The sequence below is a fragment of the Sphingobacterium sp. NPDC055346 genome (assembly GCF_053645235.1).
The window spans coordinates 161,552-185,063 of record NZ_JBSHMI010000003.1 but is presented as its reverse complement, the minus strand read 5'-3'; the positions used below and the strand labels follow the sequence as shown (position 1 = coordinate 185,063).

The following is a 23,512-nucleotide window of genomic DNA, read 5'->3' as shown; positions in this document are numbered from 1 at the left end:
ACTTTAGATAATGGAATTTTCAATTATCAAAGTCGGTGTATTTATTTCAAAGGAAATAACAATCAGCCAATAGGCAAACTGCAATAAAAAACATGGCAAAAGATTTAAAATTAGTAAGAAATATTGGTATCGCTGCACACATCGATGCTGGTAAAACTACAACTACAGAGCGTATTTTATTCTACTCAGGTGTTAACCACAAGTTAGGAGAAACTCACGAAGGTTCTGCTACAACTGACTGGATGGCACAAGAGCAAGAGCGTGGTATCACCATTACCTCTGCTGCTGTAACAGTATTCTGGAACTACCGTAACAAAAAATACCAAGTAAACGTAATTGATACACCGGGACACGTTGACTTTACTGTAGAAGTAAACCGTTCATTACGTGTATTAGACGGATTAGTATTCTTGTTTTCTGCTGTTGATGGTGTTGAGCCTCAATCAGAGACTAACTGGCGTTTAGCTGACGGATACAAAGTTCCTCGTATTGGTTTCGTCAATAAAATGGACCGTTCTGGTGCTGACTTCTTAAAAGTAGTTAAGCAAGTTAAAGATATGTTAGGTTCTGAAGCTGTAGCGCTTCAATTGCCTATCGGTGCTGAAGACAACTTCACTGGTGTTGTTGACTTGATCAACAACCGTGGTATCGTTTGGAATGAAGCAGATAAAGGTATGACCTTTACTGAAGTTCCAATCCCTGACGATATGCTTGAAGAGGTTGCTGAATACCGTGAAAAATTATTAGAAGCTGTTGCTGGATATGATGAGTCATTGATGGAGAAATTCTTCGATGATCCAGATTCATTAACAGAACGCGAAATCTTAAATGCTTTACGTAAAGCAGTATTGGATAACGCTATCGTTCCTATGGTTTGTGGTTCATCTTTCAAAAACAAAGGTGTTCAAACAATGCTTGACTTCGTTATGGAGTTATTGCCTTCTCCATTGGATCAAGAAGCTGTTAAAGGTACTGACCCACGTACTGGTGAAGAGATTACCCGTAAACCTTCTGAAGCTGAACCATTCGCTGCATTAGGTTTCAAAATCGCTACTGACCCATTCGTAGGTCGTTTGTGTTTCACTCGTGTATATTCAGGATTCTTAGATGCTGGTTCTTATGTATTGAACACTCGTTCAGGAAACAAAGAGCGTATCTCTCGTATCTTCCAGATGCACGCGAACAAACAAAACCCGATCGAAAGAATCGGAGCTGGTGATATCGGTGCTGTTGTTGGTTTCAAAGATATCAAAACTGGTGACACCCTTTGTGATGAGAAAAACCCAATCGTTCTTGAGTCTATGGTATTCCCTGAGCCAGTTATTGGTTTGGCGATCGAGCCTAAAACTCAAGCTGACGTTGATAAATTAGGTATCGGACTTAACAAATTAGCGGAAGAGGATCCAACCTTCGTAGTTAAAACTGATGAAGATACTGGTCAAACAGTTATTTCAGGTATGGGTGAGCTTCACTTAGATATCTTGATCGACCGTTTGAGACGTGAGTTCAAAGTAGAGGTTAACCAAGGTGCTCCTCAAGTAGCTTACAAAGAGTCTATCAACGGAACTACTGAGCACCGTGAAGTTTACAAAAAACAATCAGGTGGTCGTGGTAAATTCGCGGATATCAAAGTTGTTATCTCTCCTGCAGATGAGGATTGGGATGTAGTTAAAAACCCTCTTCAATTCGTTAATGAGATCGTTGGTGGTTCTATTCCTAAGGAATATATCCCTTCAGTTCAAAAAGGATTTGAAGTTTCCATGAAAAATGGTGTTTTAGCTGGTTACCAATTGTCAGGTATGAAAGTTCGTTTGATTGATGGTTCATTCCACGCAGTCGATTCAGACTCTCTATCTTTCGAATTAGCAGCGAAGATGGCCTACCGTCAAGCACTTCCTAAATGTTCTCCAGTATTGATGGAGCCTATCATGAAAGTGGAAGTATTGACTCCAGAAGAAAACATGGGTGATGTAATGGGTGACTTGAACCGTCGTCGTGGTCAAATGCAAGGTTTGGATTCACGTAATGGTGCTCAAGTAATCAAAGCATTAGTACCTCTTTCTGAAATGTTCGGATATGTAACGCAATTACGTACCATCACTTCAGGACGTGCTACTTCTACAATGGAATTCGATCACTATTCTGATGCACCTCGTAACGTTCAAGATGACGTAATCGCGAAGTCTAAAGGAAAAGTTAAAGGTATCGAAGACTAATTCATACGAATAAAAACAAACCGATCCCTGGTTGCAAATAGCTCTAACCAGGGGTCATCTTAAAAACAAATTCATATAATGAGCCAAAGAATCAGAATCAAATTGAAATCATACGATTACAACTTGGTTGACAAGTCAGCTGAGAAAATCGTAAAAACAGTAAAACCTACAGGTGCAGTTGTTAGTGGTCCTATTCCATTACCTACTGAGAAAAAAATCTATACCGTTTTACGTTCTCCACACGTTAACAAAAAAGCACGTGAGCAATTCCAATTATGTTCTTACAAGAGATTGTTAGACATCTACTCATCTAACTCAAAAACAGTTGATGCGTTGATGAAATTAGAATTACCTTCAGGTGTTGAAGTTGAAATCAAAGTGTGATAGATTTCTTTTGAAAAAAACAAGAAAGCCCATTTTTCAATGGGCTTTTGTTTTTTTCAAGATTTGAGATATGAGATATGAGACATGAGAAATTTGAAAGAATTTTTAGACTCCAATCTGAAGCATAGCATAAAACCAACCCATTGCTCTTAAGCTGTACTTTGTTCCCCTTAATATCTCAAATCTCAGATCTCACATCTCAATACTATGAAAGCTAAAACTGAAATCCTACACCAAAGTTCAACGTTCTGCTTGAGAAATCTTTAGATTTACTTGCTGCATTCAGGTTGCTTAAACCTAGTCCATAGCCAGTTTGGATCAAGAATCCATTGGAAAGCTTATACCCTACTGCAAAATTTACCCCAGCGTCCCAACGATTCATCATTTTATTATTTCCGCTGAACTCTACATCCCGTGAACTGGCTGTTTTTGAATTACGCGTTGAATTTTTCAATTTTCCACTGAGGTTATAGCCTAAATAAGGACCTGCAGAAAGGAAAACATCGCCAGTCCCAACAGGAATGTAATAAACTGCATTGACTGGGATTTCGATGGACATCACATTGAGACTAGAGGTATTGAGGTCAGTTGCGGTTTGATCCCAATTGGGAATGGCGTCTACAAATTTAGTCCCTTTGCTTTGCAGGGAAATCCCGGGTTGGATCGAAAATCTACCAGCTAATGGGATATCTGCGAAACCTGTTACAAAATAGGAAGGATTAAATTTTTGGGAATCATAGCTCGTGATTTTCCCAAGGTTCAATCCAGCCTTAAGGCCATAGGAAGTTTGGGCATTGGCTGCAAAGATGGACAATCCAGCGATGCCAAGTAAGGATAAAAATGTTTTCATGCTTAATATTTTTAGTTTATGAACCAAAATTAAACAGCATTGAGAATTTTATTTGTTAACACTTAGTTAATTAACATAATTTCACAGTCACATATTTTTCCCTAAGAAAAAATTAAATACAAGGAATAAGCATGAATCCTTAAATAGAATATCTACCTAAGAGGTAACAAAAAAAGGCAGTCCAACCGGACTGCCCAATAATTTATTCACTAAGGCTGTTAAGCCTTTTCAATTTCGACTAGAATTGGAAACCTAATCCAAATGATAATGTACGAGTAGAGAATTTATCTCCATTCGAATTAGGGTTAAGATTAGTTAATCCTAAACCATATCCAGCGTTAACCAATAAACCGTTGTTGAATTTGTAACCAGCCATAAAGTTAGCACCAGCATCAATTAGGTTCATGTCTTTGTTATCACCAGAGAATTTCAGATCACGTTCTCCTTCAGCACCAAAATCACCTAAATTACCTTTGTTTTTAGCTTTTCCAGAAACGTTGAATCCTACATAAGGACCAGCACCTAAGAATACATTACCTGAACCTGCAGGAATATAGTAAACTGCATTTACTGGAATCTCAACTGACATTAAATTCGTAGTTGAAGAACCATCCAGTCCATCACCATCAAACTTGTATTTATTTCCTTTTCCTTGTAGGGAAACTCCTGGTTGAATGGAGAACTGAGGAGCTACAGGTAGATCAGCAAAACCAGTTACATAGAATGAAACATTATTAGATTGGTAGTCTTTCGCTAGATCAGATTGATTAGAGAATTTACCTAAGTTCACACCAGCTTTTAAACCATAACTCGTTTGAGCTTGAGCTCCAGCTGCTAATAAAAATGCAGCACCAAATGAAAGTAATAATTTTTTCATAGTCTTATTATTTTATCTTTTTGTTATGCTCCCCCTAACACATGTTATCGAGAGACACCCAAGTCTTGCAAAGTTTAGACCAAACTCTATTTTAGCAAATTTATTTCACGCAAATAATTAATAATCAAAGTATTAATTTTAAAAAATTTATGAAACATCCATTTCCTTCAAAGCTAATTTTTAAGCATTAAATTCAAAATCAAGGCTTTAAGGGGGCTAAAAGCAATTAGAAAAACAAAAAGCGAAAAAGGTTTTTTTATTTTAAAATTTAATCCTATTTTTGCATGCCTGTAAAGGTAAAAGGGTCGGATGGCCGAGTGGCTAGGCTGAGGTCTGCAAAACCTCCTACAGCGGTTCGAATCCGCTTCCGACCTCGTTAATAACAATTAAAAATATTTGATCACAATGGGAGTTACACGTTTAAAAAGAAAAGATAGAAGAAATAAAACTGTTGCACGCGTTGAAGTACAGTTTTTAAAACTTGGCCGTAATATTGAACCAGGTTCAAAAAGCAAAATGCCGAAGAACAGCCAAATCACTAAGAACAATGATATCTTAGATAAACTTTCAGCAGACGCTAAATAAGTTTAGAAAACATTATATTAAAAAGCCTGTAGACATTCTACAGGCTTTTTATTTGCTCTACGATCTGCTCGACCTTCTCTTTCGAACTATAGATTTCATCCTCGTCCATCCCTGTTACCGAGTCCGATCTATATTCCATCTTTGATCTTACCACGACCTTTGCTGAAGAATGTATGCTATTCGCCTTTGTGTATTTCAATATTTCCTTCACATTGCCTGCATCAACACCCGACCCCGGCATAATCTCTATCCGGCCAGCAGCCTGTACTATCAACTCTTTTAAAAGTTCCCGTCCTTGCCATGCTGTATTTTGCAGGCCAGAAGTCAATATTCGGTCACAACCCAAGTCAATGATATCTTCCAATGCTTGTTTAGGATCCTTGCAACGGTCGAAAGCCCTATGGAACACGACACACATGGGTTTGGCCTCCTCCACTAAAACCTTCATCCTTTCCATGTCTACAGAACCATCTGCCCTTAATATCCCGATAACAACCCCATCACAACCGACCTCCTTACAGTAACGGAGGTCCTCAACAATTTCCTGAAACTCTTCCTCGGTATAGAGAAAATCACCTGACCGCGGCCTGATCAATACATGGACTCCAATTTTTAGGGACTCCCTGGTCAATTTGATCTGCCCATATGAAGGCGTTGTACCGCCATTTTCCAGATTTTGGCACAGCTCTACCCTACTTGCACCACCTGCCTGGGCCTGCTTTGCCGAGTATATCGAATTGGAGCATATCTCCAATTGAATTCCATTTATCCTAGCTTCGTTCATATATTCAAATATATTCTTTTTGCTGCTGTAATTAGCTGTTGATTTTTTAATTCACAATAAATCAATAAATTATTAAAACAAAATTGGGGTTACACTTGTTGAAAATTTTGCGAGCATCCAAATTCCATCATTATGCCACTTATTTCAAAACAACGAGAGGTACAGATTCATTTATCATCCATGTATGATAATTTGCAAATCAGTGTCGAAAAAATGAAAAAGGAACTCAAGACGCACCGGTCAGAATATGAGGACGCCTGTCATATGCATATCAAGTCGGGATTTCAATTGGAAAAACTTTGGTTGAGGGCAGATCAGAACTATCAGAACAAGTTCCGTGAGTTCGAAACCCATTGTTTTCTACTGGATATCCTTACCGACTATCGCGATGAAGAAGGCAATTTTATCCATCTCGAGGAATTCATCCTAACCCTAGAAACCCTTCTGCAACAATTTGTCCGTCAGGAGGCATACGAGACCTGTGCCGTGATCAAGAAATGGCATGATCACGTAAAGGGTAATCTTTTTATAAATCGGTAACGCTTTAAATCCTTAATTAGCTGGACTGACTTCATTAAAAATCTTATGGAGGATTTCCCAATTCCGGTTCTCTTCACTGAGGAGATCGCGTGCCGAAATCCCATAATTATTCTTAAGGTCTGGGTCAGCTTGATATTGGAATAAAATGTAAATAATATTGACATCAACATTGTCCATCATCGCACGCCAAAGTGCGGTATTTCCAAAATGATCCTGAAGATCAACCGCTACCCCCTTTTGCAACATGAAGGAAACTAACTGGTATTGATTTCTTTCAACTGCGATATGCAAAGCACTTAAACCCTTTTTATCCTGATGGTTGACATCGGCATGTCGGTTAATGGCCCATTTAGCTAATTCAATTTCACCGTACAAAATAGAATTCATCAACAAGGTCCGGTTGAATCGATCGGGCTTGTTGATATCCACGTTGCTATAATAGTCCTTCACTATTTCTATCTCACTTTTCTTAATAGTCTCAAGAATGCTATCTATCCTTTTTATCTTTAAACTCAAAGCCAAACTCCTTTCTTTTATGCTCTGTAAATAGTCCAAATACTTCGATTGGATCAGATTTAAGCCTAAGCCGTCTATAAATAAGTTAAGAAATAATTGACAAACATCAAAATAACACATGCTTAATAAGGATCGTGGGGCGAACGAATCCTGCATTTTCTCTTACTACCACAATGTAATCCTGACGCAGAAAGGATCTCAGAATAATACGAAAACCAAATTTAAATCATAAAGGTTTGCATTGGCGAAAGGTTTGTGCACTTTTTGCCTTGCTGACATGTTGAGGCACGAAACATCTCGGAACTTAACAGACATTTTGTTTTAATAAATCAATAAGAACTTCAATGGCGTACAGTTCCTGCACCTTAGGTGCAGCGTGGCAGGACCTGTTGGAGGAGAACCGTACAGATTCCTCAAAATAGTTCAGAAGAAAAAGCGCTAAAGAGGGATTCAGAGTGAAACAAAGAATTTATTTTTTGATTTTTTTTTGAGGTGTTTGTCATTCTGCTAACGTAAGATGAGGAACCCATTTCAAATGATGTATGTATAGTTCCGAGCCCCTTCCGGAAACGGTCAGGGTGACACGAAAAGGTTACAGAACAGACAGACCCCACCCCAACTGGATAAATACCTGATTTCAGGGATGTCCCGAAAAATGAAACATCCCTACATTTGATTAACATTTAATCACACGGGTTAATATGCCTTAAAAGGTTCAAATTTCAATCATAAACAAAATCAAAATAGCATGAAAAATATCGGTTCAATTTTATTTATTTATGGCATATTGGCCATCATTATGAATTTCTTCAATGCAGTACCTCGCATCCTGCTTTGGATCTACAATTGGGGAGAAGGAACAGCATGGTTAATTAAAATAGCATTCGTACTCGTAGGAGCTGCAATATGGTGGTTTTCCGGTAAGGATGAAGTCAAGGATGAGACACCAACAGATCAGCCAACTCAGCCATAGCGAAGAAAAAAATGGATTCCTATAAAGGTGGTTGGAAGAATTACGACCACCTTTCCTGTCCATTTACCTGACAGGAAAATCTTAGAGATTTATCTTACATTTTCATATTAACCTTATTCGAGATTCACTTAGCACATTGTGATTCTGAACGATTAGTGAAGAATCTGTACGGTTCTCCTCCAACAGGTCTTGTCATTCTGTACCGAAGGTAGAGGAACTGTACGCCAATGCAATCTTCATTGAATAATAATGATACGCATGTATACTTCGAAGATATTTCGTTCCTCAAGTTGAAAGAACTGTTTACAAATGCAATTGAAAATAATAACATCAATATCTTCCCCACTTATTTATCCCCTAAAACAATGGTCCGTTTCTCCTTCGCAGATTTCATTGCTGCTTCCAAGATCTCCACAGCAGTTACATTGACTTGCAGACCATATTGATCCAATGGATCCAAAACAACCGAACAATTAACCACCGCCGCAAGCAATGAAAAAGGGTCATTGAATGGTGCTGGTCTAGCATCCAATTTTACGGTCTCTTCTGGCTGATTTTCTTGCAGGCGCGTTTTTAAGGTTTTCGCATCAGATGCTATAGCGTAGCCTTTATTTCCGTAAACCTCCATATCCTTACGTGAAAAGGTCCAGTTCCAGGATCCTTGAATGACACATTGGGCTTCAGGATATTGCAGAATGATGGTTGCCTCATCATCTACCTCTCTATATATCTCGGGCTTATTCTGTTGCACTACCGCAGTCACTGAGGTAGGTCTTTTGCCATTCATCAACCAAGTCATCAGATTGGCTCCATAACAACCAAAATCCACCAGGGCTCCTGCCCCATTTTTCGCAGGGTCAGTCAATATCTCGAAGAACTCCTTGCTTACTCCTATCTCTTTAGGTCCCTGATGACCATCATTGACCATGACTTTCCTGATCTCTCCTAATTTTCCTTCAGCCAAAAGACCTTTAATCCTTTGATTACTTTCATACCAAGAAGTTTCAAAATTGGTCAGGACATGGATATTGTTATCCTTTGCCAAGGTTTCAATTTCTTTAGCATCGGCAAGGTTGGTCGCTAAAGGCTTCTCTACCATAACATGGACTTTTTTGGGAGCACAGACCCTTACTACCGTGATATGCTCTGAGATCGCTCCAAAAGCCGAAACCGCATCCGGTTTGACCTTGTCCAACATCTCGTCCAAATTCGTAAAGAACAAGGATCTATCCAATTTATAACGTTTGATATATCGCTCAACCAATTCCGGATTGGTTTCATAGATCCCAACAACCTGCATATCCTGCTTATCCTTTCGATTGAATACCCAATCCACATGTCCATGGCTCAAGCCAGCTACCGCCAACTTTAATGGCTTTTGCGCAAATAATGGGGTGGTACAAACTATTATGAAAATGCTGAGCAAGAATGATTTCATGTTTTCTAAAGTTTAGGTGATGGTCTATGAGACGAATATTTCCCATCTAATTTATATAAAATCAACAACAATAATCCCTACCCATTTCATATTTATCCATTGATAACAAAATTGTTCCATAACATGGGAGCGGCAATCTTAAAATATCCTAGATTAATTTTTTAACTTTAACAACAGTGAACCAAATATAAATTTTATGGAACTACCATGGGCAGAGCCCTATAAAGTAAAGATGGTTGAAGAAATCTTTATGTCTAGCCGAGAACAACGTGAACAGTGGATCGAAGAGGAAGGAAACAATCTATTTAACTTAGCAAGCGACCGTGTTTTTATTGATCTATTAACGGACTCCGGAACGGGAGCAATGTCTGACCGACAATGGGCAGAAATCATGATGGGTGATGAAAGCTACGCTGGATCTCAATCTTATCTGAAGCTCCGCGAAGTCGTACGGCATACACTTGGATTTCCCTATTTCTTGCCAACACACCAAGGAAGAGCTGCCGAGAATGTACTTTTCAGCATCCTCGTGAAAGAAAACAATGTGGTACCTGGAAACTCTCATTTCGACACGACCAAAGGACATATCGAATTCCGCAAGGCTCATGCAATAGACTGCACCATTGATGAAGCATTTGACATCAATAATCTACATCCTTTCAAAGGCAATATAGACCTCAAAAAACTTGAAGAAGTCTATAAGACCCATCCTAAAGAAAACATTCCGTTCTGCATGATTACGGTTACCTGTAACTCTTCTGGGGGTCAACCGGTATCTATGCAAAACATTAAGGATGTCAAGGCCCTATCTGAGCAATATGGAATCCCGGTATTCTTTGATGCAGCTAGATTTGCCGAAAATGCATATTTCATCAAGGAGCGCGAAGCTGAATACAAAGACAGAACTATCAAGGAAATCGTGAAAGAAATGTTCTCCTATGGGGATGGATTTACGATGTCTGCCAAAAAAGATGGTTTGGTGAATATAGGTGGGCTTTTAGGGATGCGAAACGAACAGCTTTACCGTGCCTGTGGAAATATGGGAATTATCTACGAAGGATTTATTACTTACGGAGGTCTTGCAGGAAGAGACTTGGCAGCATTGGCGCAAGGGCTTTTGGAATCGACCGAGCTCCCCTATTTAAAAGCTAGGATCGACCAAGTAGAGTATCTAGGCAATAAACTTATTGAATACGGAATCCCGATCCAAAAACCTATTGGAGGGCATGCTGTATTTGTGGATGCCTTAAACTTCCTGACCCATGTACCGCGCGAGGAATATCCTGCCCAAACTCTAGCGATCGAGCTCTATAAGGAATCCGGTGTTCGCGGAGTTGAAATTGGGACCTTGCTTGCAGATCGAGACCCGGAAACAAGGAAGGATCGTTTTCCAAAATTAGAATTACTTCGATTGGCAATACCAAGAAGGACCTATAGCTACAAACATCTGGATTACGTCGCAGTGGCCCTAAAAAACATCTTTGAAAGAAGAGAAGATATTAAATCAGGTCTAGAAATCGTGTGGGAGTCAGAGATCTTGAGACATTTCACCATCTTGCTGAAAAAGAAATAAAAAGCATAAAAAAAGAGTGAACATTAAGGATATATCCCATGTTCACTCTTTTTTGCATATAAACCAAGCCTTACTTATTTATAGAAATTGATTAGAATATAAAGACCAATACAAAAAATTGTTGGAATGAGGATTGATCTTGACCTGTACTCGAGGTCTTTCGGAATAAAGTTCTTATTGAACAAGGAAATGATAGCCAAACCGAAGGCAGAAACAAAAACCCCAACAATAAAACCTAAAATATCATTTGACAAAGAGACCTTCATCATGAGAAAGCCAATAAAATAACTAGAAATAGAAAATGCAGTAATACCGATTGCCAATAACAAAAAAGCTAAACCATACTTTTTCAGGATTATATAATTTATCATGGCCAAGATAAAGCCATATAAAACACCAAATATTATACTGATGACGAAGATGAAAAAATTGGTATACAGTGCCACAGCACTTTGATCATCTGTCAACTGCTTATCCATTGCTTTTCTTCTGGTTAGATCTTCTTGGTATTCGGTTTGGATCTGCTCTTCGATTAAACTTTCAACCTTGATTTTCTCCTCCTCGGAAAACATGCGTCCTCTTTCAACCAAAATTTCATAAGCCATCTTTTTTGCCTCAGGAACCTTTCTCGAGCCAGGTTGGATAAATCCTTCAAGCTCCTTGTCTGAAAGCTTTTCTAATACCCTTTTTTTAACCATAAAAATCCAATAACCATCAAGCCTGCTTGATATGAAATCATACAACCAACAAAGATATAACCCAATAGAAATAGAATTAAATTATTATTACATTGTTAATAAATAGGTAAACATAATTCTACAAAACTTATATCAAAGAGATCAATAAGTATTTTCCTCTTCGATTTCGTTCCTAATACGTTCATTTACATTCAGCTTTGCACCTATAAAAGAAAAGATGCCTGTTCCATATTCCCTTGCATAGGGGTTGTCAATTGAAGCAGCTAAATGTGACCTCTCAAAGAAGGCCCCAGTTTCGGCTAATTCTTTCTCAACTTCGGAAGCATTCTTAACACGTATGATGTTTCTATAAGGGATATCCAAATCAAACCAATTCAGATAGTCGGCATTAAAAGAAACGGCTTGGATGCCTAACCTTGAATAATAATTTATTGCTCCGGCCTGTACATAATTATCACATAATACTAGGGTATTCTGAGCTTCAGGCATTGTTTTATACAAAGAATCTACCTTACGAGCTAATTCAGACCAGCCCAGCATATCGGCAAAATCCTGTGGCAATTGATGTTCTTGTCCATCTTCCCATCGCAACATTCCAAACTTTCTGTAATATTCTGGATGTTTCACTATATATTCAGGGGTTTTATTCGGAAAGGCAATAAAAAACAAAGGAAGGAATAGCACAAGACATAAAACTAAGATGACTGGCTTTAACACTTTTGTCCAAACTTTCTTTTCTAATAAATTCGATAAGTATACTGCTCCAAAGGCAAAATAAATAGGATAAAGTCCTAATGCATAATAATCCTTGGCCTTTAAGAACAGGAATATGGCGAGGACAAAGAAAAAGGTCCAAAAGAAAACCTTGTATTTTTTAAACGCTGGATATTTCATCAAGCCATAAAGCCCAATAAAAAACAACAGAAAGGTACCTGGAAAGAACATCAATTGAGAACGGATAAAGCCCCATCTGTCCACATGAACGAGTTGGGTTTCGGACAATTCCTTCATATGGCGCAAGACAGGGAGATCATTACTGTATTGCCAAATGATATTGGGAAGGACCAAAAGGAATGCCACAAGGATACCGAAATATAAAATACGGTTCCCAAAGATTCTCCTTTCTGGCACAAGCATAAAGGCTGGTATCAATCCCAGCACAAGAAATAGGATATTGTATTTGTTCAAGAATCCTGCAGCAAAGGATAGGCATAGGTAAAAAAGCCATTTGCTTTCATATCTGTTCAGGTATTTGATCAAGAAATAGAACATCAAGGTCCAACAAAGCACATCCAATGAATTAGGCTGATAAAGGCTATTCAATCGCAGGTAAACGGAGAAGGTGACACAAGTACCGCCCAATATCAATGCAAATAGATTTCCTTTTAATTCTTCTATGGCCTTCCAAACTACCAATACCGTCAATGCTCCAAAAAGTACAGGAAAGAACCGAACCCAAAAGACTCCATTGCCAAAGAACTTTATGATTAGGGAAATCCAAGAAGTCATCGGTGGTACAGAATGGAAACCCCATGCCAGATGATTGGCTTGATCTAAATGTAAAAACTCGTCACGTTGGAGGTCATAGATTGGGTGAACCAAAGAATATTGCAGGATAAACTTTAATATAATAAAGCTGATTAGGATAATAATGTTAGTCTTGGTCATAATTCAAAGACAGAATAGCAATGCAATTTATTACATAGCAATGCAAAATAAGCTGAATGAGTTTATTTACCCAAGTTACTAAAATTTAAGATTAATTTGAGGTAGTATATTGATTTTAAATAAGTTGCAAATAGAATTATAATTTACTTAACAACTTGATAGACTCCCTTTTCAGGACCGAATCTAACTGTATTCGGTACAAAATAAGGAATGCCCATATAGATCAATTCAGTGCCTTTACCCGAAAGATATTGATCGTTTTTGGCCAGTAATGCAAAGGCTTTACGTTTTTTATCACGCCAACCAAACGGGGTATAATAGAGGCTTCCCAATAATGTATCAGCTTTGATCTCGCCCTCGACCTCCCCAGTTACGAGATAATCACCAGGACCATTAACTGTATACTTCCCTACAAAACGCTTCTGATGTAGCATCAAATCAATCGTGACGGTATCTCTACCTTGATAAGAGATTAGTTTTTTTTCAATTAAATCCTTTTGTTTCGATTCCGAACAGCTTGGTAAGAAACCGACTGAAAAAGCAATGAAGATGGATCCTAAAGATATTAATGTGTTTTTCACTTCTTAAATATAAGTTAATTTTAGGACTAGTTCCTTTGAAACCAATGAAAATAAAAAAGACGGCAATTTCTTGCCGCCTAAATTATTTTTTAAAACTTTACTCCTTGTGCATTCTTACAATCTTTGGTATAAACTTACCTTGAATATCGACTAGTTCCTTTTGTGCCAGCATAACCTGTTCAATATCCTTATAAGCCAAAGGATTCTCTTCCACCGATCCCCCGATCAGTTTAACATTTGCATTGGAGATCAGCTTCTTCATAGCAGAATTTGTCATATTATCCTTTGCTTTTTGGCGACTCATTGCACGACCAGCGCCATGGGAAGCCGAATTTAAGGCATGCTCATTTCCTCTGCCCGAAACTAAATATGCCGCGGTTGTCATACTTCCAGGGATGATTCCTAATTCTCCTTGATGGGCAGGGGTTGCACCTTTTCGATGTACTATGATCTCCTTTCCATTAGAAAGACTATCCTTCCAAGCAAAATTATGGTGGTTTTCCACCAGTGCCATCGCCTTCAGTCCCAAGGCAGATAACAGGTTTTTATGGATTCGATCATGACAAGCTTTGGCGTAATCACCGGCTAAATTCATGGCTAGCCAATATTCCTGTCCTGCTTCAGTATCTATATCCAACCAAGCTAATTGCTGTGCATGCCGAGGCAATTTACAGGTTTCCATAGCGATATGGGTTTACTGTTTGGCAATTGCGGCTCCTAGCCCTCGGCTACCAGAATGCGTTAGCAAAGCGGTGTAGACCTTGGGCTCCAGGCCAAGACTATTATTTTCCAATAACTCGATTTCTCCAAACTCCACAAAATGGTTGCCATTGCCTGAAGTCCCCAATTGTCTGGCGGCCTTTCCTCGCAAAGGCTTGAGAAAAGGAATTTCATTGAATAGCGGATGGTCGAGGATTTCATGATCCTGCCTGATTGCCAAGCCTCCTTCCATACCAAAATGGGTATGGTTTTTCATGGCTTGGATGATCTGGAACTCATTCCTTTTGCTAAATCCTTCTGCAGCATCTAAAATAGAGAGTGCCATTCGGCATCCAATATCCATCCCCACAGCGTATGGAATAATGGCTTGATCTGTTGCCAAAATCCCACCTATCGGTAAACCAAAACCCATGTGGGCATCCGGCATTAATGCAGCCTGTACACTTACTGGCAACATGCAGGCTAACTCCATCTGCTGTTTGGCAGATGACTCTATCCCCTTACTACCATAAACCTTGCAGGAGCTTGGTTCTTCTCTTAGTTCATAAGCTTTAAAACTTACCTCCTTCACTTTTCCGATAACCTTTTCTGCTATTTTACGAGTCTCTTCGTTTTCTAAAAATGCCTCTGGATCATTTTTAATATCCACAAGCAAATCAAGCAATTCTTGTTTACTGTGATGCTTGAAATTTTTGCTGGCTATGTTAATGACCAAGCTTCTCAGCTGATCATTGTGATAACCTATTTTACTTAAATCTTTTGTTCTTAAATTGCCCATTGGCTCTAAATATCTAATTCCAGGAATCGTTCTTTGGAACTGTACCTGGGAATGTTTTTAATCCTGTTTTTATACTTCGGTTTCTCGTCAAGAAAGCGATTACCTCGATAGCCTTTACCGGAAGTCAAGCGATCGATCCTAGGCCATAGAAAATTCCTGTTGATATGATTATTGACTAATGCCAACTCTCGCTCTACTTCTACATCGAGCTTTCTTGCATGCGTCACAAAATGTGGAGAAACTTTCAACTTATAGCGCCACGGTTCGGTAAACACATAGCTGATACTCGTCCGTTTTGCATATACATTGTAGGTTTCCACTTCCATGAAATAGGCTTTCTCCTCTTCAGTCAACTTCATTTTATTTTCAAGCCATTCATAAGAAGCGAACTCACGAAGGTATTGTCTTCTATATTCATAACCTGAACGCTTTCTTTTTCGTTTCTTATACTTAAAGTCCTTATCATGATGGTATTCAACAGTGTTGATCTTTTCCAATAATGCTTCGTAGAAATCCTTTTTCGGATTAAACCTTAAATCATCTTGCAACACAAAATATCGCTTCCAACCACGTTGATAAGGCTGTTCAAGTTCGACGAAAGGCAAGCTCCATTTGTATTTACTGAGTTTGCTATAATGCCGCCACAATGCAATCAACCTTCTGTCTCGGTCTTTCCTGACAAGTTGCTTTTTGCGTCGTGCAGATTTCATACCGCACGACCAATCCAAATTGCTCATCGCAATGAATTACATGTTTTTGAATTTGATTTTCTGATTCTGTTCGTCCTTGATCAGGATATACCCTTTTGAAAGTGCTCAGAAAACCCCAGGATATTAAGGCAGCAGCATTGTTGATAAACAATACTCACTATATTTTAAAATATAAGGGATTTGACTGCCTTTTTAGGCAATGAGCGAAAGGGATGATATGTTGTTGTGCTCTGTCATGATTTCTTTAGATTAATGGATGATTAAATCAAAGAATTATGGGCAAAAGTATGTAATTGTTTAAAAGTCTGCAAATTAAACTTTCAAAAAGACGCTCTATTAATCAAAAATGCCCATTTTCTTTAAACTCAGCTACATTTTATCCCTTTAAAAAATAATCATTATTTTTTTTCCTTGTGTAACTACTGTAACCTAGAATCACTTTGCCATATCTGAATTTTGCATTATTAATTAAATACGATCAGGTATGTATAAAAGATTTATAGTACTAATTATTATCCTTTCTTCATGGAGCTCATATTTATTGGCACAGCAGCCACTAAGCTTAGAAGAAGCGATCAGCCAAATGAAGCAGAACAATTCGCAGCTTCGGGTACAACAAAAAGATATTGATTTCTCAAATGCAGAACTGGAAGGAACGAAATCTGGATTTCTCCCGAAGGTTTCTGTGAGCCACACGGCGTTTTTCACCAATGACCCCTTGAATTCTTTCGGGTTCAAGCTTCAACAAAAAACGGTGACCGCAGCAGACTTCAATCCAGACCTGTTGAATAACCCTGATGATATGGCTCATTTCAATACCAAACTAGCCGTTCAACAACCCCTTTTGAATTTCGATGTCTATTCGGCAAGAAAAGCATTGAAAGAAAAAATTGTTGCCAATCAATACCAAAAGAAATTTGCGGAGGAGATGCTGATTGTGGAAATCGAAAAAGCATATAGCAACCTTCAGTTCTTATATGAAGCTAAGAAGGCTGTAGAAAAGGGTCAGATTGCTTACGAAGAGGTATTGCGAAATACCAAAAATATGGAACAACAAGGATATGCCAAGACTTCAGATGTCTATTTGGTGCAGGTAGGATTATCCGAGGTTCAGAAGAAAGGTATTGAAGTCGATAACCATATCTCTAATCTTTCCGATTACCTCAACTGGTTAATGGGCAAGCCGGCCAATGAAATCTACATACCTGACACGCCTCTAGCTAGCATGAGCTTAGCTACTGATCAATTGACATTCTCACAGGAAAGAGCAGATATCAGGGCCATGGTTTCTGGTCTTGCGGCGCAGGGACAGATGATTGATATGAACAGGAAAAAACTTCTGCCTAGGATCAATGCCTTTGGAGAATATAATTTCAACGACAAGAAGATTGTTGGCTTCGGTGCAAATGGCTACCTAGCTGGAATCTCGCTCTCTTGGGATGTATTCAATGGAAATGAAACCCAGAATAAAATCAAACAAAGTCAGATCTCCTATGCCAAAGCTGAATCTGAAATGCTGGTCTATATTGAAAAACATGAATTGGAATTGCAGAAAGCTAAACGTGATCTAGTAGCCAACCAAGCCAAGATCCGATTGACGGAGACTGCACAAAAGCAGGCTTCCGAATCCTTAAGGATTTTGGAAAACCGCTACAGCCAAGGTCTGGAAAAAACCTCTGACCTATTGGTTGCCCAAGCAAAGGATTTCGAGAAACAGGTGGAATTGCTGGAAGCGATCAAAGAATACAACCTTTCCATCATACAAATCAAGTTTTTAACTCAACCATCAAATTAACTCATAAAATGAAAACAATATTAACATCTATAAGCTTTTTAGCTCTTTTGGGTTCCCTTTCTTCCTGCTCTAATCAAACAGAGCCAAAGAAGGTAGAACTTCCTGCCATTGCTGCAACTATAGGACACACTGCAGGAACAAACCAAGGAAAATATGTAACCGCCAGCGGTAAAATTGAAGCAGAGAACAGCGCCATGATAAGCACCCGTTTAATGGGATTCGTAACTGATATCACCGTTAAAACCGGACAAAAGGTTTCTCAAGGGCAACTATTGGCTCGAATCAGCAGCAATGACCTGAGCGCTAAAAAAGCACAGGCAGAGGCAGGAATTGCGCAAGCGAATGCCGGCTACAACAATGCCAGAAAAGATTACGAACGATTTCAGGCCCTATTTGCACAAAAAAGTGCAAGCCAAAAGGAACTGGATGATATGAGCACCCGCATGGAAATGGCAAAGGCTGGACTGGAAGCTGCCAAACAAATGCGTAATGAGGTAATGGCTCAATTCTCCTATTCCAATATCACGGCACCCTTCAGTGGAGTTATTACCGGGACATTCATGAAGAAAGGTGATATGGCGAATCCCGGCATGCCGATAATCAGTATGGAAGGAGCATCCAAACTCCAAGCCGTAGTCATGGTCTCGGAGAGTGAGATCTTGAATATTAATAATGGCATGCAGGCCGATGTAACCATAAAATCCACTCAAAAAACCATTAAAGGTAGAGTAGCCGAAATGAGTAGTTCTGCGCAGAATACGGGCGGCCAATACATCGTTAAGATCAACTTGGATGAACCGGCAGAGATCCTTTCGGGCATGTTTGTCCAAGCGGTATTCCCAATAGAACGCAGTGCTTCGGCTGCTGCTGCAACTACCATGACCGTTATCCCGAAGGAAGCAATCATTGAAGAAGGGCAACTGAAAGGAATCTATGTCCTAAATGACCAGAACATTGCACTATTGAGATGGGTAAGGTTGGGTAAGACCTATGGAAATGATGTTGAGGTCCTATCCGGATTATCCGAGAATGAAAAGTATGTGCTAAAAGCAGATGGTCGCCTATTCAATGGCGTTCAAATCAAGGCTAAATAGACCATCAGAACAGACAGAATTCTTTAAAATTTAAATTCAGAGCAATGCAAAGCGGTATATCAGGTAAAATAGCCTCGATGTTCTTGAACTCCAAACTATCCATCCTGTTGATGGTCGGTTTGATGATCATCGGTGTATATAGTTCTTCCTTGATCCCTAGAGAGGAAGAACCTCAAATCAACGTCCCAATGGCCGACATTATGGTCGGTTACCCTGGTGCAAGTCCAGAGGAGGTTGAAAGAAGGGTATTGGAACCCTTGGAGAAAATCATTTCCAATATCAAAGGTGTAGAGCACCTACATAGTACGGCCATGAATGGCCAAGCGATGATCATCGTCCAATTTTATGTGGGCGAAGATATTGAACGTTCCTATGTAAAACTTTATGATGAGCTGATAAAAAACCAGCATATATTCCCTCAGGGCGTATATCCTCCTATAGTAAAAACAAGGTCGATAAACGATGTGCCTATGTTGGCACTGACCCTATGGAGCGATCGATATGACGACTTCCAGATCCGTCAGATGGCCGAAGAGGTATCCGCAGAAATCAAAAAGATCAAGGACGTCTCTACCATTAAGGAGATTGGTGGCCGTAGTCGTGAGCTAAAGGTAATCTTGGACAAAGATAAGATGGCTGAAAATGGCGTTGATGCCTTGAGCATCATGCAGATGATCCAGGCCAATAATGGCAGTATGCAGTCAGGTAGCTTTGTTCAGCACGATCAGGAGTTTTTATTGACTACTGGTCAATTCTTGGCAACCAAAGAAGATATGGAAAACTTGGTGGTTGGTGTGCACCAACAGATGCCAGTTTACTTAAAACAGGTTGCACAGATCAATGATGCCGCTGGAACAGCCAAAAGCTATGTTTCGTTCGGATATAGCAAGAACAATGAAAATTTCGAGAGCAATCCATCGGAATACCCTGCAGTCACCCTTTCTATTGCAAAGGTGCAAGGTGCCGATGCGATGCAGATCTCAGAACAGATCCTGCAGCGTGTGGAGAAATTGCAGGACAACTTGATCCCTAAGGATGTTAAAGTAGAAGTAACCAGAAACTATGGCGAAACAGCTTCACATAAAGTAAATGAATTGCTGTTCCACCTTGGAGTAGCTATTGTCGCAGTTACAGCATTGGTGATGTTGGCTATGGGCTGGCGAGGTGGATTGGTTGTGTTCCTTTCTGTACCGCTGACCTTTGCTCTGACACTCTTTAGCTATTATATGCTGGGCTACACTTTGAACCGGATTACCCTTTTTGCTCTGGTCTTTGTCGTCGGTATCGTGGTGGATGATAGTATTATCATTGCAGAAAATATGCACAGGCATTTCAAGATGCGGAAACTGCCATTCAAGGATGCCGCTATCTATGCGATCAATGAAGTAGGTAACCCGACCATCTTGGCAACCTTCACCGTTATTGCGGCTATTCTACCGATGGCCTTCGTTTCAGGCATGATGGGCCCTTATATGAGTCCTATGCCAATTGGTGCATCCATTGCCATGTTGCTTTCTCTATTTGTTGCTTTGACCATTACGCCTTACCTAGGCTACCATTTATTGAATGAAAAGGAAAAGCAACATGAAAAGGAAGAACAGGGACACCAGACCAGTTGGATCTACAAGATCTATAATAAGTTTGAAAAACCATTATTGGACAACTCCAAAAAACGTTGGGTGGTTCTTGGTCTTACCGTAGTTCTCCTGATAGGGTCTGTGGGTATGTTCTTCACTAAATCTGTCGCAGTAAAGATGCTTCCGTTTGACAACAAGAATGAATTCCAGGTAGTGATCGATATGCCAGAAGGCACGACCTTAGAAAGGACATCGGCTGTTGCCAAGGAGATATCGCAATATTTAACTACTGTACCTGAGGTTGTAAACTATCAGAATTACATTGGGACTTCGGCTCCTATTACCTTCAATGGCTTGGTTCGCCATTATGACCTGCGCGGTGGAAGTAACATGGCAGATATCCAAGTGAACCTGTTGAACAAAACAGATCGTGATGAGCAGAGCCATGCTATAGCCAAGCGCATTAGACCAGCGATTCAGGCCATAGCTCAAAAGCACCATGCCAATGTGAAGATTGTCGAGGTTCCTCCAGGTCCTCCGGTTCTCTCCACCATTGTTGCAGAAGTCTATGGCCCTGACTATCAGGAGCAGATCAAAGTGGCCTATCAGGTCAAGGAAATCCTAAAAAAGACCAACGATGTAGTCGATGTGGACTGGGGAGTTGAAGATGTGCAGACCGAATATAAATTAGAGGTAGACAAGGAGAAAGCCATGTTGAATGGTATTGCACCACAACAAGTGGTCGGCAACCTGACTTACCTATTGCGTGAATACCCTATTTCTAATCTATACGATGAAAAGTCGGTTAATCCGGTGGGCATCGTGATGGCCTTAGACGATAAGGACAAAACGAACATTGAGGATATACAGAACCTGAAGATCAAAGGTCAGCAAGGCAATATGGTCCCTGTCCGTGATATCGTCCAAGTAAAACAGGATACATTGAGAAAATCCATCAGCAGGAAGGACCAGCAGCGCGTGGTCTATGTCCTAGCGGATATGGCCGGTGATCTGGAAAGCCCTGCCTATGCCATCTTGGGTATGGAGAAAACCTTGAAGGAAATGAAATTGCCTACAGGATATGAAATCTCCGATCTGTACATGGGGCAACCTGAGGAGACCAGCAATTTTACGGTGAAATGGGACGGTGAATGGCAAATTACCCTAGAGGTGTTCCGCGACTTAGGAATTGCCTTCATGGTCGTGATCATCATTATCTACATGCTGATCGTAGGCTGGTTCCAAGATTTCAAAACACCGATCGTCATGATGGTGGCCATTCCATTATCCCTGATCGGAATTGTACTCGGCCACTGGTTACTGGGAGCCTTCTTCACCGCTACTTCATTTATTGGGATGATAGCTTTAGCTGGGGTCATGGTGAGGAACTCCGTGCTTCTGATCGACTTTATCGAGATCAGGCTGAAGGATGGAATTCCACTGAAACAGGCCATCATTGATGCTGGTGCTGTTCGGACCACTCCTATCCTATTGACGACTGGAGCGGTTGTTATCGGAGCATCGGTTATTCTTTTCGACCCTATTTTCCAAGGTCTGGCCATCTCCCTGGTGGGTGGTGCCATCGTATCCACGATCCTGACCTTGTTCGTCGTGCCATTGGTATACTATATCGTCGAACGCAAGAAGTGGGCTAACAATAAGGATTAATTTTTAAGATCTACTATTATGAAACTATTAATCATTACAGCTGCAAATAGCTACCAATACAGCGTCAAAAATTTGCTGGCAGAAAATAAGGTGATCACCTATTCCTATAGCGCCGTAACGGGCTATAGGGATAGCACAATGGATGCTGTGAAGGATAATTGGTTCGCTTCAGAAATGAACAAGACCGAATCCTTGCTGTTCTTTGCCTTTGTGCAGGATGAGCAATCTGATCAGATTTTCTCCGCCGTGGAAGAGTTAAACCGGACGATGGACCTGCACTCGAAAGTGCATATCGCCATCAGTTCTATTGAAAAATCAAATTAACCAGTTAAACATCAAATATGACTAGAGAACGCTACATTAAAATGATCGCTGGTGCGATGGTTTTAATATCCAGCTTAGGAGCCTATTTTATCAATATCAATTGGATATGGCTCGCCGTATTTGTAGGTGCAAACCTATTGCAATTTTCCATTACCCAATGGTGCCTACTGAACAACATCTTGAAGGCATTGGGGATAAAATCGGAAATAGAGTGCTGCGGAACGGAAAAATGTTGATTACCTATGAGTTTAATAAGGAAGGGCTGCCTGTAATGGGCAGCTCTTTTCTTTTTATGACTATCATTTCCTAAGCACTTACAGACAGCAGACTGTTGAATTACTTTTGCTCTCGGGTTTTAATCTCAGTCTCGAGTTGACTTAAATAGGTGAAACTTGGCAATAGAGTAATGAAACTACCGCAGGCAACTGCAATGAGTGCGTAATTTCCACTTTTGATAGCAAGAACCACAAGTGCGAAACATACGATTAGCATGGTAATTCCAAGCACCGTTAGCATCCCCTTGCGTTTCTTTTTCTCTAAATAAAGTTCTTCTAAGCTTAGTTCGGGTAGTTTTTTATTTTTTGTCATTAGGTAGATATATTTGATTAATATTTGTACTTGAATTATTCGATACTTGTGCCAGCTTGTTGATGTAAAGGAAAAAATTATACCAATACTCAACAATCTGCATCAGATTCCATTATAAGGCACTAGCTTTCTGTAGTACTTTTGAGGAATGATTATAGACCCTAACCTTTATTGCAGCTTCCTGATTTGAAGAATTTATTAATAATACAATTCCATTATCCTCTACTTTAAACGAGTATTTGTTGTTTTTTGTCATAGTGGAATCCATTGCAGCTATTGACACAGTAATTGGATCATTCGAGATGTTTTGCCCATCTATAGAAAATGATTTTTTATCTTCAGTTGAAATCTCCAAAGAGCTCTTAGCTGGAATGGTAGTATTTATGTATAAAGATTTTGGTTCTTTCTTTCCTACATAATTAGTTTGGCAAGAAATGAAAATAAATAGAATAGCTAGCAACAATGGTTTCATAATTTAAATATAGAGAAAAATCCCTTTCCTGTTTTACCCTGATGAAGAAAGGGTCTCGGAACTATACAAATAATGATTGTATTAGCGTACAAGCCCTTAACCG

At 39.7% G+C, this 23,512-nt stretch carries 22 protein-coding genes, 1 tRNA gene and 1 pseudogene; 12 read left to right on the top strand and 12 right to left on the bottom strand.

From position 1 onward, the window contains the following. Positions 1-92 precede the first annotated feature (92 nt). On the top strand, positions 93-2,216 hold the full coding sequence (fusA, locus tag ACWICE_RS07750; RefSeq protein WP_454298029.1) for an elongation factor G: 2,124 nt from the start codon (positions 93-95) through the stop codon (positions 2,214-2,216). A 78-nt stretch (positions 2,217-2,294) separates the two neighbouring features. Beyond that, complete coding sequence (gene rpsJ, locus ACWICE_RS07745; protein ID WP_013667229.1) at positions 2,295-2,600, top strand: 30S ribosomal protein S10; 306 nt, start codon at positions 2,295-2,297, stop codon at positions 2,598-2,600. A 214-nt stretch (positions 2,601-2,814) separates the two neighbouring features. Here rpsJ and ACWICE_RS07740 read toward each other — a convergent pair whose 3' ends face one another. Together ACWICE_RS07740 and ACWICE_RS07735 are read right to left on the bottom strand one after the other, a co-directional pair. Continuing rightward, on the bottom strand, positions 2,815-3,450 hold the full coding sequence (locus tag ACWICE_RS07740; protein ID WP_454298028.1) for a porin family protein: 636 nt from the start codon (positions 3,448-3,450) through the stop codon (positions 2,815-2,817). Between the two features lie 238 nt (positions 3,451-3,688). Further along, positions 3,689-4,327: a porin family protein gene (locus ACWICE_RS07735; protein WP_185213582.1), complete on the bottom strand. Its 639-nt coding sequence runs from the start codon at positions 4,325-4,327 to the stop codon at positions 3,689-3,691. Positions 4,328-4,630: 303 nt separating this feature from the next. Here ACWICE_RS07735 and ACWICE_RS07730 point away from each other — a divergent pair. Both ACWICE_RS07730 and ACWICE_RS07725 read left to right on the top strand, forming a co-directional pair. Beyond that, positions 4,631-4,701, top strand: a tRNA-Cys gene (locus ACWICE_RS07730). Positions 4,702-4,732: 31 nt separating this feature from the next. After that, a complete protein-coding gene (locus ACWICE_RS07725; protein WP_185213581.1) occupies positions 4,733-4,912 on the top strand; it encodes a spore protein in 180 nt (59 codons plus the stop codon). A gap of 37 nt (positions 4,913-4,949) precedes the next feature. On the opposite strand, the gene ACWICE_RS07720 is transcribed toward ACWICE_RS07725, so the two are convergent. After that, the gene (locus ACWICE_RS07720; protein WP_454298027.1) at positions 4,950-5,696 is read right to left on the bottom strand and encodes a copper homeostasis protein CutC; all 747 of its coding nucleotides are present in this window, start codon (positions 5,694-5,696) and stop codon (positions 4,950-4,952) included. A gap of 132 nt (positions 5,697-5,828) precedes the next feature. On the opposite strand from ACWICE_RS07720, the gene ACWICE_RS07715 reads away from it, so the two are divergent. Then, positions 5,829-6,236 carry a hypothetical protein gene (locus tag ACWICE_RS07715; RefSeq protein WP_313258953.1) on the top strand — a complete coding sequence of 136 codons (408 nt, stop codon included), beginning with the start codon at positions 5,829-5,831 and terminating at the stop codon, positions 6,234-6,236. Positions 6,237-6,248: 12 nt separating this feature from the next. On the opposite strand, the gene ACWICE_RS07710 is transcribed toward ACWICE_RS07715, so the two are convergent. Beyond that, complete coding sequence (locus ACWICE_RS07710) at positions 6,249-6,872, bottom strand: ankyrin repeat domain-containing protein (RefSeq protein ID WP_454298026.1); 624 nt, start codon at positions 6,870-6,872, stop codon at positions 6,249-6,251. 628 nt (positions 6,873-7,500) lie between these two features. On the opposite strand from ACWICE_RS07710, the gene ACWICE_RS07705 reads away from it, so the two are divergent. Then, positions 7,501-7,725 (top strand): hypothetical protein, encoded by a 225-nt coding sequence (locus tag ACWICE_RS07705; RefSeq protein ID WP_185217264.1) that lies wholly within the window; start codon positions 7,501-7,503, stop codon positions 7,723-7,725. Between the two features lie 346 nt (positions 7,726-8,071). Here the strand turns inward: ACWICE_RS07705 and ACWICE_RS07700 are convergent, their stop codons facing one another. Continuing rightward, positions 8,072-9,163 carry a Gfo/Idh/MocA family protein gene (locus ACWICE_RS07700; RefSeq protein WP_454298025.1) on the bottom strand — a complete coding sequence of 364 codons (1,092 nt, stop codon included), beginning with the start codon at positions 9,161-9,163 and terminating at the stop codon, positions 8,072-8,074. A 196-nt stretch (positions 9,164-9,359) separates the two neighbouring features. On the opposite strand from ACWICE_RS07700, the gene ACWICE_RS07695 reads away from it, so the two are divergent. After that, positions 9,360-10,736 carry a tryptophanase gene (locus ACWICE_RS07695; RefSeq protein WP_454298024.1) on the top strand — a complete coding sequence of 459 codons (1,377 nt, stop codon included), beginning with the start codon at positions 9,360-9,362 and terminating at the stop codon, positions 10,734-10,736. Positions 10,737-10,810: 74 nt separating this feature from the next. Here the strand turns inward: ACWICE_RS07695 and ACWICE_RS07690 are convergent, their stop codons facing one another. The 5 genes and pseudogenes from ACWICE_RS07690 to ACWICE_RS07670 form a co-directional block, all read right to left on the bottom strand. Then, positions 10,811-11,434 (bottom strand): hypothetical protein, encoded by a 624-nt coding sequence (locus ACWICE_RS07690; RefSeq protein ID WP_454298023.1) that lies wholly within the window; start codon positions 11,432-11,434, stop codon positions 10,811-10,813. A 141-nt stretch (positions 11,435-11,575) separates the two neighbouring features. After that, positions 11,576-13,102: a glycosyltransferase family 39 protein gene (locus ACWICE_RS07685; RefSeq protein ID WP_454298022.1), complete on the bottom strand. Its 1,527-nt coding sequence runs from the start codon at positions 13,100-13,102 to the stop codon at positions 11,576-11,578. A 143-nt stretch (positions 13,103-13,245) separates the two neighbouring features. Then, positions 13,246-13,683, bottom strand: coding sequence for a hypothetical protein (locus ACWICE_RS07680; RefSeq protein ID WP_454298021.1), 438 nt, complete (start codon positions 13,681-13,683; stop codon positions 13,246-13,248). Between the two features lie 97 nt (positions 13,684-13,780). After that, positions 13,781-14,875, bottom strand: a pseudogene (locus tag ACWICE_RS07675) (RtcB family protein). Between the two features lie 311 nt (positions 14,876-15,186). After that, positions 15,187-15,918 carry a hypothetical protein gene (locus ACWICE_RS07670; protein WP_454298020.1) on the bottom strand — a complete coding sequence of 244 codons (732 nt, stop codon included), beginning with the start codon at positions 15,916-15,918 and terminating at the stop codon, positions 15,187-15,189. Positions 15,919-16,375: 457 nt separating this feature from the next. Here ACWICE_RS07670 and ACWICE_RS07665 point away from each other — a divergent pair, with 457 nt between their 5' ends. From ACWICE_RS07665 to ACWICE_RS07645, 5 genes are read left to right on the top strand one after another with little or no spacing between them, the layout of a single operon-like run. After that, entirely contained in the window at positions 16,376-17,686 is a 1,311-nt protein-coding gene (locus tag ACWICE_RS07665) for a TolC family protein (protein WP_454298019.1), read from the top strand. A gap of 8 nt (positions 17,687-17,694) precedes the next feature. After that, on the top strand, positions 17,695-18,780 hold the full coding sequence (locus ACWICE_RS07660) for an efflux RND transporter periplasmic adaptor subunit (RefSeq protein ID WP_454298018.1): 1,086 nt from the start codon (positions 17,695-17,697) through the stop codon (positions 18,778-18,780). A 44-nt stretch (positions 18,781-18,824) separates the two neighbouring features. Next, complete coding sequence (locus tag ACWICE_RS07655; protein WP_454298017.1) at positions 18,825-22,025, top strand: efflux RND transporter permease subunit; 3,201 nt, start codon at positions 18,825-18,827, stop codon at positions 22,023-22,025. A gap of 18 nt (positions 22,026-22,043) precedes the next feature. After that, the gene (locus ACWICE_RS07650; protein ID WP_454298016.1) at positions 22,044-22,349 is read left to right on the top strand and encodes a hypothetical protein; all 306 of its coding nucleotides are present in this window, start codon (positions 22,044-22,046) and stop codon (positions 22,347-22,349) included. A gap of 17 nt (positions 22,350-22,366) precedes the next feature. After that, a complete protein-coding gene (locus ACWICE_RS07645; protein WP_185213565.1) occupies positions 22,367-22,585 on the top strand; it encodes a YgaP family membrane protein in 219 nt (72 codons plus the stop codon). 100 nt (positions 22,586-22,685) lie between these two features. Here the strand turns inward: ACWICE_RS07645 and ACWICE_RS07640 are convergent, their stop codons facing one another. Together ACWICE_RS07640 and ACWICE_RS07635 are read right to left on the bottom strand one after the other, a co-directional pair. Further along, positions 22,686-22,937 (bottom strand): hypothetical protein, encoded by a 252-nt coding sequence (locus ACWICE_RS07640; RefSeq protein WP_185217275.1) that lies wholly within the window; start codon positions 22,935-22,937, stop codon positions 22,686-22,688. Between the two features lie 112 nt (positions 22,938-23,049). After that, positions 23,050-23,409 carry a hypothetical protein gene (locus ACWICE_RS07635; protein WP_454298015.1) on the bottom strand — a complete coding sequence of 120 codons (360 nt, stop codon included), beginning with the start codon at positions 23,407-23,409 and terminating at the stop codon, positions 23,050-23,052. Between the last annotated feature and the right edge of the window lie 103 nt (positions 23,410-23,512).